7 protein-coding genes and 1 pseudogene are annotated in these 12,670 nt (G+C 54.3%); 7 read left to right on the forward strand and 1 reads right to left on the reverse strand.

Features of this window, described 5'->3' with window-relative positions; genetic code table 11:
• Positions 1-32: 32 nt before the first annotated feature.
• The 4 genes and pseudogenes from CBE74_RS16660 (at position 33) to mfd (ending at position 7,655) form a co-directional block, all read left to right on the forward strand.
• On the forward strand, positions 33-1,601 hold the full coding sequence (locus CBE74_RS16660; RefSeq protein ID WP_087453681.1) for a multicopper oxidase family protein: 1,569 nt from the start codon (positions 33-35) through the stop codon (positions 1,599-1,601).
• Between the two features lie 94 nt (positions 1,602-1,695).
• Positions 1,696-2,849: pseudogene (locus CBE74_RS16665) on the forward strand (TDT family transporter).
• Positions 2,850-3,128: 279 nt separating this feature from the next.
• Positions 3,129-3,776 (forward strand): TetR/AcrR family transcriptional regulator, encoded by a 648-nt coding sequence (locus tag CBE74_RS16670; protein WP_087453682.1) that lies wholly within the window; start codon positions 3,129-3,131, stop codon positions 3,774-3,776.
• Positions 3,777-3,902: 126 nt separating this feature from the next.
• Positions 3,903-7,655 (forward strand): transcription-repair coupling factor, encoded by a 3,753-nt coding sequence (gene mfd / locus CBE74_RS16675; protein WP_171483262.1) that lies wholly within the window; start codon positions 3,903-3,905, stop codon positions 7,653-7,655.
• 126 nt (positions 7,656-7,781) lie between these two features.
• Here the strand turns inward: mfd and CBE74_RS16680 are convergent, their stop codons facing one another.
• On the reverse strand, positions 7,782-9,272 hold the full coding sequence (locus CBE74_RS16680) for an amino acid permease (RefSeq protein ID WP_087453684.1): 1,491 nt from the start codon (positions 9,270-9,272) through the stop codon (positions 7,782-7,784).
• A gap of 255 nt (positions 9,273-9,527) precedes the next feature.
• On the opposite strand from CBE74_RS16680, the gene CBE74_RS16685 reads away from it, so the two are divergent.
• The 3 genes from CBE74_RS16685 (at position 9,528) to eno (ending at position 12,536) form a co-directional block, all read left to right on the forward strand.
• On the forward strand, positions 9,528-10,133 hold the full coding sequence (locus CBE74_RS16685) for a MazG nucleotide pyrophosphohydrolase domain-containing protein (RefSeq protein ID WP_087453685.1): 606 nt from the start codon (positions 9,528-9,530) through the stop codon (positions 10,131-10,133).
• A 108-nt stretch (positions 10,134-10,241) separates the two neighbouring features.
• Positions 10,242-11,027: a lytic transglycosylase domain-containing protein gene (locus CBE74_RS16690; protein WP_087453686.1), complete on the forward strand. Its 786-nt coding sequence runs from the start codon at positions 10,242-10,244 to the stop codon at positions 11,025-11,027.
• Between the two features lie 231 nt (positions 11,028-11,258).
• Positions 11,259-12,536, forward strand: coding sequence for a phosphopyruvate hydratase (gene eno, locus CBE74_RS16695; RefSeq protein ID WP_087453687.1), 1,278 nt, complete (start codon positions 11,259-11,261; stop codon positions 12,534-12,536).
• Positions 12,537-12,670: the final 134 nt, after the last annotated feature.

A 12,670-nucleotide genomic window follows, 5' to 3' on the forward strand; every position in this document is an offset into this window, starting at 1 on the left:
ACTTTATTGACGGTATTGGATGAAAGGCGCTTATGCAGCTGAATCGACGGTCCTTCCTAGCGCTCGGCGGCCTGGCAAGCGCAACAGCTGCTGGCATGAGTCTTTCTGGATGCGGGAAAGAAGAACAAGGGAGAGGAAAGAACATAAAGAAGCTCCCTAGTCCACGAGGTTGGGACGGAGAGACTCGCGCATTGCCCATTCCGCCGCTGGCACAGGCCCAAGAGTCGGGGAACCAGCGATCCTTTACTTTGGTCACCCAACGGGGAGAATCAGAGATTCTTCCGGGAATTAAGACTCCGACATGGGGTTTTAATGGGGCACACCTTGGTCCAACAATCCGCGCATCGCGAGGCGACGCCGTATCTCTTACGGTGCTCAACGAACTCACCGAAGAAACCGCTGTGCACTGGCACGGCATTCTTTTACCCGCTCGCGCTGACGGAGGTCCGCATTCTCCCATTGCGCCAGGAAAGAAGTGGACTGCGAGCTACACCGTAGAACAACCCGCCGCCACACTGTGGTATCACCCGCACCCGCATGGGGAAACTGGGCTGCAGTCGTATCGCGGTTTGGCAGGAATGATCATTCTTGAAGACGAGGTCTCCAAGTCTCTTGATCTGCCTCAGGAGTATGGGGTAGACGATGTGCCTTTGATACTCATGGATGCGAACTTTACGGAAGCCGGCGTTCTTGACGAGACTATGGATGACACAGGGGGACTTCTGGATGAAGTCCCCTATATCAACGGCGTGACTAACCCGCATTTCCAGGCGACCACGCGCCGGGTTCGCTTCCGGATTTTGTGTGGTTCGACGATGCGGTTTCATAATCTTGCACTCTCTGACTCGCGACCCTTTCATATTATTGCCTCTGACTCGGGGCTTTTAGATTCTCCTCAAGAAGCAACGAGTGTCATGCTTGGCCCTGGTGAAAGAACAGAAATAGTCGTAGACATTGCGCCTGGGGAAAAACTATCGTTGCAATCCATCGGTTTTGCAGATCACCTGGGGGTTCCGCAAGACGACTACACGGCTAAATTTCGACTTCAAGATGCGCACGAAGTCTTGTTGATCAAAGGGCCCGAAAGCAGTGCTCCTGAGCCAAAAGATATACCTCAGGTACTGGATACTTCTGCCGGTGAGCTGCCAGACACAGAGCATTCGATCGAGCGCACGTTTGTCCTCAACACGTTCCAGATCAATGAGCAATCGATGGACATGAGCCGAGTGGACATTGCTATCGCGCATTCAGACCCGGAAAAATGGATTGTGACCAATGGAAACTCCGATTGGATACACAACTTTCATATACACAACTGTGCGTTCAAAGTCCTGAGCCTCAGCGGTACGGATACTGTTGTCACAACACAAGGGTGGAAGGACACGGTGACCTTACCGCCAGGCTCCACAGCCACTCTTGCCGTGGTCTTTGGACAGTACAGGGATAACACGTACCCGTATATGTATCACTGCCATATGCTGTTCCACGAAGATCAAGGGATGATGGGGCAGTACATGATGCTTAATAAAGGTGAAGCGCCCGATCTGCGTACGGACTACACGCTGGCGCATCCGGCAGGTGAACACGGCCATAGCCACTAATACGTGGCGTAGCGACGCTCTGGTTACCCAAAAACAGCTAAGTAGTGAAAGCTATAGGCAGTAGTACGTTTTATCGGCAATAAGGACAACAGTAGTGTCTTTGGAATCTCGTCATTCTGTTTCTACCCATGCTCGGACTTCTCGCAAACAGGGCACCACGCCCGGTCATGGTTCGAGGGTCCCTCTTCCACCAGCGGGTCCTGCATGGTTTCCCTCTGTGATGGGAACCGGGCTATTGGCAAACTTGCTTCATGCTCAGGCCCCTCATCTGCCCGGCGCGCATATTCTTTCTGCCGTGGTGCTAGGGATTGCATGGACGCTGTTGATCGGTTTGACCTTTGGATTTGTGTTTCGTGTTGTGCGTAAACCTAGTGTTTTTAGCCGTTCAATAGCAGATTTCTCGCAAATGCCGTTTTGGGCGACGGTCTCTATGGGCTACCTCTCTGTGGGGTCTGCCAGCACCATAGTTATCCCTCCTCTTGTCCCAGAACTACTCCGCGTTGTTTGGGCGCTCAATACTGGGATGTGGGTGTTTGGCACTGTTGTGGGCGTGTGCTCAGCGTTTGGGTTTGCGGCCCGTTTAATAGGCGTGGACCGTGGCGCGCCTACGACCATTTGGGGCTTGGCCGTAGTGGGACCTATGGTTTCCTCCACCACGGGGGCCAACTTGGTGCCGCATGTGTCGGAAACTCTGTACCCTTATGTGCAGGTTATCTCCATCGCATGCTTTTTCCTCTCGCTTTTTGTCGGCTCTATCATTTTCGCTTGCTCGTACAACCATCAATGGCGGGTAGAACCCATTCCCGCTGCTGCGTCCGTATCGGCATGGATACCCCTGGGCGTAGTAGGACAATCGACGGCTGCGGCGCAGGCGATGGCTTTTCAGACCGACCATCTTGTGCTCCCTGGAACACAAGCGGCTATGCATAATCTGGCCAATCTTTATGGCTGGATCATGCTCATCGTGGGAATCCCTCTCGTGATCTTTGCCGTGGCGATGACCCTACGAGGGTTTTACCTGCGGATGCCCTTTACTCCGGGATGGTGGGCGATGACATTCCCCCTTGGCACTTTGGCATTGGGAGCCACTCTGTTTGCCCGTGGTACCGGCTTAAGCTTTTTACGTGGCTGGGTGCTTTTGGCACCGTCTGTTTGGTGGGGACGGTGACGCTGTGCTTGGTGATGTCGACACACGCGGTGATGATGCAGTGGCGAGGAGGATCCACAAAGGAATCCTTGAGGGTGTAATCCTAAAATTTCCAAAGGAGAGAAAATATTGTATGATCCCCTTCGGTGGTTCCGCCTAATGCTTTGAGCATTATCGGTGGCCTCATCTTTCCCCATGGTGTAATCGGCAACACTACGGTTTTTGGTACCGTCATTCTAGGTTCGAGTCCTGGTGGGGAAGCAATCTTGAACCCGTCTTCACTCACGTGGAGCCGGGGGTTTGTGCATAGAAGAGCGGTTTCTAGTGGGCTGTCAGATAGCATAAACAGCGTTTGTGTAGGACACGATAAGGTAGTGAATATGGTCCGAAAGCGAATGACTGGAAAAGAACGCCGAGAACAACTCATTGTGGTCGGGCGCAGCGTGTTTTCTGAGCGTGGTTTTGAGGGGACGAGTGTAGAAGAAATTGCTGCTCGTGCGGGTGTGTCCAAGCCAGTGGTGTATGAGCACTTTGGGGGCAAAGAAGGGCTCTATGCTGTAGTTGTTGACCGTGAGATGCTTCGGCTGGAAAAAGCGATTACCGATTCTTTGCAGACTGGTCGTTCGCGAGCGCGCATCGAACAAGCCGTGCTAGGGCTACTTACATATGTGGAAGAAGATACTGATGGCTTCCAGATTCTGGTGCGGGATATGAAAGCCGGTCAGGCTCGTAGCTACTCCACATTGCTTAATGACGCCGTCGTGCAGGTCTCATACATCCTGGAACAAGCTTTTGAACGGTCAAAACTAGAACCCAAGAATGCCGTTCTTTATGCCCAGGCACTCGTGGGAATGGTCTCCATGACCGCCCAATGGTGGTTGGACCAAAAAGAAGAGCTCGGCGGATCCACAAAAGAAGAGGTTGCGGCTCATATCGTGAATCTCTGTTGGAATGGTCTAGCCGGTATAGAACCCGAACCGTCCTTGTCTGAAATCGGAAACAAGCCGGAGACTTTAGGCTCCCATTAAAGCTTTGTTTCCACCGGCTCTCTTGCGAGCAATCGGGGGATACATCACCCGAGTCTTTGTCGTAGTTCTTTGAGGAGTTTCTTGTTGTCAACTGATAACGCAACCACTAACAGCCATCATCCCGCTATGCTCGCGGGGCTACTTAAAGTTGCGGCGACAGACCCCAAAATCAAAGGGCTGCTGGAACACGTTGGTGACCCAGCGCTGCATATTACTGGCATAGACCAATCTCGCCCCTGGACTATCGCAGCGCTATCGCACCGCGCCCCAGTCCTCGTTATCACGGCTACCGGACGTGAAGCAGAGGACCTCACCGCGGAGCTTCGGGCAATGCTTGGAGACTCGGTAGCCTGGTTCCCCGCATGGGAGACCCTTCCGCACGAGCGCCTCAGCCCAGCCGCGGATGTAGCGGGACAACGCGCTAAGATTTTGTCGCACCTGAATGACCTGCGCGTGGTGGTGACTGCCGCACGTGGCGTGAGCCAGCCGATTCTTCAGGAAGCAGAGGGGCGTAACGCCCTCCTCCTAGCGGCTGAAAAAGATTATGATCTGGAAGACCTCACGCGGCAGCTCATTTTTCGGGCGTATCAGCACGTTGACCTTGTGGCTAAGCGCGGGGAGTTTGCTACCCGAGGCGGCATCCTCGACATATTCCCCACGACAATGGACCGGCCTGTTCGCTTAGAGTTCTGGGGAGACGAGATCACGGAGATCCGGGAGTTCTCCGTGGCCGACCAGCGGGCAATCCCAGATTCTTCCCACGCTGCCGTGGAAATTTTCCCTGCCCGCGAACTCCTCGTCACACCCGGCGTAGCAGAGCGCGCCGGCGATTTAGCCCTGAAGTATCAGGGAAACCCTACGCTGCAAGAGCTCTTATCCAAGCTGGCGGATGGCACTCCCGCTGACGGCATAGAAGCGCTCATACCAGCACTCGTGGATACCCCTTTGGTTACTCTTCCTGAGCTCATGCCACAGGGCACGCACGTGATAGCAGTTGGTCCGGAAAAAATTCGCACTAGGGTAGCGGATTTGCAGGCCACCGACGCAGAGTTCCTTGCAGCGGGGTGGGAGGCCGCAGCGATGGGCGCCGCTGGGCCAGTTGCTGCCCAAGGACTAGATCTAGAAGCTAGTTCCTATCGCTCGTATGAGTCTTTAGAAATATCCGCGCGCCAGGCGGGGTGTTCATGGTGGACCTTTGCGCCTTCCGGCATGTTTGAAGCAGATGATGCGGACACCCTTCCACTCGACTTTGCAGCAGGACCCACCCCGCGCGGTGATCTCTCTCAGATTGAAGAGATGATGTCCCTGCTGCTAGCCCATACCACCGCGGGCGGCAGGGCGGCCTTTATCGCCCCTGCCAAGGGCGCGATCAAGCGCATGGTGGATAGATTCAAAGAAAAAGGAATCCCCACAAAGGTAGCCACACCGGGTTGGGAACCCACCCCGGGAGAAGTGACTCTCTACCAGGCGCTTAGCCACGCGGGCCTCGTCTTTCCTAGAGTCCGCAAAAAAGCTGGAACCGAGGCATTGCCCCTTGTCGTGGTCACAGAGACCGACCTCACCGGTAACCGCGTAGGAGACATCGCAGGGGCAAAGCGTCGTCCAGCTAAACGACGCAACCGCGTAGATCCGCTCGCTCTGAAGACCGGCGATTTTGTGGTCCACGAGACCCACGGCATTGGGCGCTTTCTCAAGATGACCGAGCGAACAATTACGTCCGGGGATGAAACCTCAAGGCGGGAATACATCGTCTTGGAGTATGCGCCGGCAAAACGGGGACAGCCCGCAGACCAGCTTTTCGTTCCCATGGACTCCCTCGACCTCCTGAGCAAATACGTGGGAGGCGAGAAGCCCTCGTTGTCCAAGATGGGCGGCTCCGATTGGAAGAACACTAAGAAAAAGGCCCGTGCTGCGGTTCGAGAAATCGCCGGTGAACTCGTCGAGCTATATGCCAAGCGGCAATCCGCGCCGGGGCATCCCTTTGCGCCTGATTCCCCCTGGCAGCATGAGATGGAAGACAACTTTCCATACGTTGAGACTGAAGACCAGATGATGGCCATCGAGGCGGTCAAGGCGGATATGGAAAAGCCCGTTCCTATGGATCGCGTGATCATAGGCGACGTGGGCTACGGCAAGACGGAAGTTGCTGTGAGGGCTGCGTTTAAGGCGGTTCAGGACGGAAAACAAGTGGTGGTTTTGGTTCCTACCACGCTGTTAGCGCAGCAGCATCTGTCCACATTTGATGAGCGTATGGCCGGATTCCCTGTAAATCTGCGAGGTTTAAGCCGTTTTACTTCCACGATTGAAGCGAAGGAAACCATAAAAGGGCTTGCCGACGGCACCGTGGACATCGTGATCGGCACGCACCGCCTGCTTCAGACAGGAATTCAGTGGAAGAATCTCGGACTGGTCATCGTCGATGAGGAGCAGCGTTTTGGTGTGGAGCATAAAGAACACATCAAAGCATTACGCACCCACGTTGATGTGCTGACAATGTCTGCCACCCCGATCCCGCGAACCTTGGAAATGTCGATGGCCGGGATCCGTGAGATGTCGACCATTTTGACCCCTCCCGAGGATCGCCACCCCATCTTGACCTACGTTGGGGCGCAAGAAGATAAGCAAATCGCTGCGGCCATCCGGCGTGAATTGCTGCGAGACGGCCAGGTGTTCTTTGTGCATAACAAAGTCTCCGATATTGAAAAGAAAGCCAGAGACCTACGAGAACTCGTGCCGGAGGCTCGTATTGTTGTTGCGCATGGACAGATGAGCGAGGAGCTTCTGGAACAAACTGTCCAGGGATTCTGGGATCGCGAATTTGATGTGCTGGTATGTACCACCATCGTGGAGACTGGTTTGGATATTGCCAATGCCAACACCCTCATTGTGGAGAACGCACACCATATGGGACTTTCGCAGCTTCATCAGCTGCGGGGGCGCGTAGGGCGCTCCCGGGAACGTGGTTACGCTTACTTCCTGTATCCCAAGGGACAAACGCTGACAGAAAACTCTTACGACCGCCTAGCTACCATCGCTCAGAACAACGATTTGGGTGCCGGTATGGCGGTAGCCATGAAAGATCTGGAGATGCGTGGTGCCGGTAACGTGCTCGGCGCACAGCAATCGGGCCATATCGCAGGCGTAGGATTTGATCTTTATGTGCGGCTTGTTGGCGAGGCAGTGGAAGCCTACCGAGCCCTCGCAGACGGAAAAATCATCGATGCCACCGACGACGGGCCAAAAGAAATCCGCATCGATTTGCCAGTGGACGCGCACATCCCAGAGTCCTACATCAATGCTGAACGACTCCGGCTTGAGGTGTATAGGAAGCTGGCGGCGTCGCAAAGCAATGCCGATCTGATACTCGTGGTAGAGGAGATGGAGGACCGCTACGGCTCACTGCCTGAAAAAGTCACACGTCTTCTGGCGGTGGCGCGACTACGACACCTCGCCAGGTCCGCGGGCATTAGCGATATTGGTGTGCAAGGAACGCGGATCAAGATTCATCCGGTGGAGCTCCCGGATTCCAAGCAAGTCCGGCTTAAACGACTGCTGCCTTCCGCGACGTACCGCGCCGCGGCTAAGGCTATCCAGCTGTCCTTTCCTAAGGAGGGACGCAACGTTACCGATAAACCGCTTCGCGACGTCGCCCTCCTCCAGTGGGTAGCAGATTTCCTATCGGAAATGTTTGAAGTGCCGCGCATCTCAGTCACCGGGGAGGCCGTGCCTGAAAAAATCATCTCCGTGGGGGAATCGCCCAGCTCTCAGGGTCGGGCACGTACTACTCAACGTACTGTCATCAGGCGGAGCGAGCGCAATGATGACGAGGACTACGAGGACAAACGTGAAGCGCGTAGGAGGAAGTATCGGATGCGCTGACCGGGTTTTTCAAAGCGCCTCACGATAATCCCGTTTTGGTTCTCACCCGATGAGGCCGCAAGGAACCGAAAACACATAAAAGCCGCACTGCTCCAGAGAACAGTGCGCTTTTATGGATTTCGATGTTTAGAGCGACATAGTCCCGGTGATAATGCCGTAGATTCCATAACATCCTGCGCCCGCGATGAGTGCGACCACTACCCACTCGAATGCGTTGAAAACCTGCTCTTTTTTGTAGAGGCGGGTTCCCACATAGGGGATAAGTCCGGGTAGAACCGCCAAAGCCCCGAAGAGCACATACTTAAGGTCTGCTGCGTAGAACAACCACAGCGAGTACACAAAGGCAAGGAGTGCCACCGCGAGATGGCGGCGATTTTCTTTGTCACTGACCTCTGGGCCAGAATCATCGAAACGAGTGCCTGCCGCCGGGTGCGAGATCCCTTTGCCTCGGGTCGCTAGCAAGATGAGGTAGAACGCGGAGAAAACATAAGGCACGAGGTACAGCACAGTGGCGAGCTGAACCATGGACACATACGTGGTCTGGTTGATAAAGAAAACGACCACCCAGATTTGGATCAATACTGTAGAAATTAACTGGGCCACCCAGGGGGCACCGGAAGCGTTAATTTTCCCTAGCTGTCGGGGGAGCAGACCGTCGAAGGCCATCATGGCCACTGGCTCTGCGCAGAGCATTTGCCAGGAGACATAGGCGCCGAGAACGCTCAGACACAGACCAACGGAGACGAGTCCTGCGCCCCAGGGTCCGACGACGGCCTCTAGAACATAGGCCATTGAGTTGTTAGGAAGGGCTGCGAGTTCCTCGCGTGTTAAGACGCCATAAGACAGCGTTGCGACGGTGACGAGCAAAAGTAGCACCGTGAAGAAACCGAATACGGTGGCGCGTCCGACGTCGGCACGCGTACGGGCTTGCTTGGAATACACCGAGGCGCCTTCAACGCCGATGAATACCCATACGGTGAAAAGCATGATGCCTTGTAACTGGTCAAAAACAGAGGCGCCGGTGGAATCACCCCAGAAATCAAAGGTGAATTTATCCCAGCTGAAGCCTAGGAACATGACCAAGACGATGAACGCCAGGATAGGGAGCAACTTGGCTACCGTGGTGACTGCATTCATAAAGGCGGCCTGCTTAATTCCTAGAGAGAGAACAGCAAAGATGAGCCACGTCATCAGGGACACTGCGATTGCAGACGCCAGGCGATGCTCTGTATTAAAGAGTGGGATGTAGTGTCCTAGCGTGGAGAAGAACAAAGTGGCGTAACCAACTTGCGCGATCACGCTGCCCAGCCAATAACCCCAACCCGAGGAAAAACCGATGAAATCGCCTAATCCTGCGCGTACATAGGAGTAAACGCCGGAATCAAGATGCGGTTTACGATGCGCAAGTATCTGGAATACAAAGGCCACTGCCAACATGCCCACACCCGCGATGACCCAGCCGATGAACATTGCTCCCGGCGCAGCCACTGAAGCGATATTTTGCGGCAAAGAAAAGATTCCCGAGCCGACAGTGGATCCGATGATCAGGCCGATGAGTGTCCAGATGCGAACCGTGTGCTGTGATTTCTTGTCAGCGCTGGAAGCTGCAAGGTTCATGGATACCTCATTACATATGAAACAAAATAACTAGGGACTTGGGGGAACACACTGCACTCAATCAACTAGGAGGCCAAGGCTGAAAACAAAACACATGTATTCACTCAGTAGAAAAGTAAGGCTTTTCAGTCCTACGAATCTTACACTCTGTGTGAACTAGTCAATACTGACGCAACTGAATTAGATTCCAGTCGCAGCCGATTGTTGGTCCTTAACCGTCAACGAGTGGCAGGCAAAGAGGAGGGCTTAAGATCGTTGAACATGATGGTTCTCCTCCTAAACCCGCGCTGGCCCACAATGGTTCCTGTAGGAATACTAAAGAAACTCTCAGGAAAAATCATATTTACAGATGAAGTTCCGGCGTCGGTGCGCGGGACCCTTTCTAAGTATGTGCAGGTAGGGTCGGAAAATCTCATTGTGGACACTAATGAGTTGGATTCTGTGATTGTTAAGGCAATCGATCGCGGTGCGCACGTGTATGAGGTTGATTCCAGGCGGGAAGCTATAGGGCAGGCGAGGGCTGTGATGTCCCAAGCGTTATGTCGCGGAGAGTGGGAACAGGATCAGACCCACCATTCCCTCATTCCCTATCTTGAGGAGGAAAGCGCGGAGGTAATCCGTGCTATCCGCGAGGGGGCCTCGGATGAGGAATTGATCGGGGAGCTGGGTGATGTGTTGCTGCAAGTGTTGTTCCATGCGGAGATAGCGACTAGAAGGGGAGCCTTTAACTTTGAAGACGTGGCCGCGAGCTTTGTAAAAAAGATGAAAAAACGTCAGCCCTATCTATTTGACGGCTCTACGGGTGTAGTGCCTGTGGCTGAACAGGAGCGGCTGTGGGTTGCGGGGAAACTACAGGGATGAGGGGGCGTTGTTAGCTTGTCGACGCCCCGCGCGTGGGCTGCCCTAGCCATAGAACCGTCTTATCTTATGGTCAGGGTTCTTTATTTTTTTTCTGTAGACTGGTTCGCCATGAGTTCAGGAGTTCGCCGCGCAGCAGGATGCGGGATGGGTGTTGTGTTGTCGGTGATTCTTGTTATTTCTCTTGTGGGATGGGCGATTTCTTTCCTTGACGGCGAGTCTCCTGTGCGCCAGTTGCAAGATGTCCCGACTTCGGTGCCCCCGGCTAGAGCAGCGGAAGTTCCCCGGATAGACGTTCATGCGCCGGGGCGAACGTCTGACAAACTTGCGTTTTGGGTGGATCCTATCGCGGCGGATACGTCGATAAGCTCTGCAGCGATACGGGCGTACGGCAATGCGGAACTTATTGCTGCGGAATCGTGGCCGGGGTGTCATTTGAGTTGGGGGACGCTTGCTGGGCTGGGATACGTGGAAACTCGACACGGGACATATTCCGGGCATCTGTTTGAAAGCCGTGAAATAGACGCCAACGGTTTTGTTCTGCCTCCGATTATCGGGGTTCCGCTTGATGGTTCACCCGGTTTTGCCAAGGTCCTGGACACCGATAATGGCGTTCTTGACGGAGACACCGTCTATGACCGAGCTGTCGGCCCCATGCAGTTTATCCCCGAAACATGGAAAAAGTACGGGCGCGATGCCAATGGGGATGGCGTGGCAGATCCCAACCAGATCGACGACGCGGCTCTGAGTGCTGCGAATATGCTATGCGACGGCCGAGATTTGGCCACTAAAGAGGGGTGGACCTCGGCGCTGCATGCATACAATATGTCTAATGACTATTTAATTAAGGTGCGGAATGCGGCCGCTTCCTACGCGCTGCGCCAGCCGGCTGTGTAATAACTCACGTCTACTGCCCGCCAAAATTTCCGAATTGTTGGCATAATTGGATACGGACGCGTGATTCGGACAGTTGATGTTTGATTGGTCAACATTTTTGCAAAGAATGTTTTCCCATAGGGGAACCTCTTTGAGGAAAAGATCATTCTTATGATGTGCTGGGACCGGAATCACGTGATTAACTTGCAAAGCAAGAACAACTTGCATCCATAACGCATTAGGAGCTAAACAGTGGCTGACATTATGCACGTTTTCGCACGTGAGATTCTCGATTCCCGCGGTAACCCCACCGTCGAGGCAGAGGTTTTCCTTGATGACGGTGCTCATGGCATCGCTGGTGTCCCTTCAGGTGCCTCCACCGGCATTCATGAGGCACACGAGCTTCGCGATGGCGGCGATCGTTACCTGGGTAAAGGCGTTCTCAATGCCGTCAATAACATCAACGAGGAAATCGCTGACGCTGTTGCAGGTGCAGAGGCTGACGATCAGCGCCTTATCGACCAGGCCATGATCGCTCTCGACGGAACTGAGAACAAGTCGCGTCTGGGCGCTAATGCCATCCTGGGTGTTTCCATGGCTGTGGCCAAGGCTGCCGCAGAGTCCGCAGGCCTTCCGCTGTACCGTTACGTCGGTGGCCCAAACGCGCACCTTCTTCCTGTTCCAATGATGAACATCGTCAACGGTGGTGCACATGCTGATTCCGGTGTCGACGTTCAGGAATTCATGATTGCTCCTATCGGTGCTGAGAGCTTCTCCGATGCCCTGCGCATGGGTGCTGAGGTTTATCACTCACTGAAATCCGTGATCAAGTCCAAGGGTCTGTCTACCGGGCTTGGCGACGAAGGCGGCTTCGCACCTTCCGTAGAGTCCACCAAGGCTGCTCTTGACCTTATCGTCGAGGCAATCGAGAAGGCTGGCATGAAGCCAGGTACTGATATTGCTTTGGCCCTGGATGTTGCTTCCTCCGAGTTCTTCAAAGATGGCAAGTACCACTTTGAAGGTGGCGAGCATACCGCTGCAGAGATGGCAAAGGTGTACGCCGACCTTATCGAGCAGTACCCAATTGTCTCCATCGAGGATCCACTGCAGGAGGACGATTGGGAGGGCTACAGCAACCTCACCGCAGCTATTGGAGATAAGGTCCAGATCGTCGGCGATGACTTCTTTGTCACCAACCCTGCCCGTCTGCAGGAAGGCATCGATAAGAAGGCCGCCAACGCGCTTTTGGTAAAGGTCAACCAGATCGGTACCTTGACTGAGACTTTCGATGCCGTTGACCTTGCTCACCGCAACGGTTACCGCACGATGATGTCTCACCGCTCCGGCGAAACTGAAGACACCACGATTGCCGATCTTTCGGTCGCACTTGGATGCGGTCAAATTAAGACCGGCGCACCCGCTCGCTCCGAGCGCGTGGCAAAGTACAACCAGCTGCTGCGCATCGAGCAGGAGCTGGGAGACGCTGCTGTGTATGCAGGTCGCTCTGCTTTCCCACGTTTCCAGGGCTAAAGCATAGGCTAGGTCGGCACTCGTGGGTATATAAGGTTATGCAATACCCACGGTTGGCGCCGTAGGTTTTCTCGACGATAGGAAGCCTGCGGCGCTGATTCTATTGTTAAAGATGTTTTTTGTGTGGCGTTAAA

The organism is Corynebacterium silvaticum, from assembly GCF_002162115.2.
Taxonomy (GTDB): Bacteria; Actinomycetota; Actinomycetes; order Mycobacteriales; family Mycobacteriaceae; genus Corynebacterium; species Corynebacterium silvaticum.

What these genes read in the sequence shown, in the direction of transcription:
- CBE74_RS16660 (WP_087453681.1), top strand. Translation starts at nt 33, where the DNA reads ATGCAGCTGAATCGACGGTCCTTCCTAGCGCTCGGCGGCCTGGCAAGC.
- CBE74_RS16670 (WP_087453682.1), top strand. Translation starts at nt 3,129, where the DNA reads ATGGTCCGAAAGCGAATGACTGGAAAAGAACGCCGAGAACAACTCATT.
- mfd (WP_171483262.1), top strand. Translation starts at nt 3,903, where the DNA reads ATGCTCGCGGGGCTACTTAAAGTTGCGGCGACAGACCCCAAAATCAAA.
- CBE74_RS16680 (WP_087453684.1), bottom strand. Translation starts at nt 9,272, where the DNA reads ATGAACCTTGCAGCTTCCAGCGCTGACAAGAAATCACAGCACACGGTT.
- CBE74_RS16690 (WP_087453686.1), top strand. Translation starts at nt 10,242, where the DNA reads ATGAGTTCAGGAGTTCGCCGCGCAGCAGGATGCGGGATGGGTGTTGTG.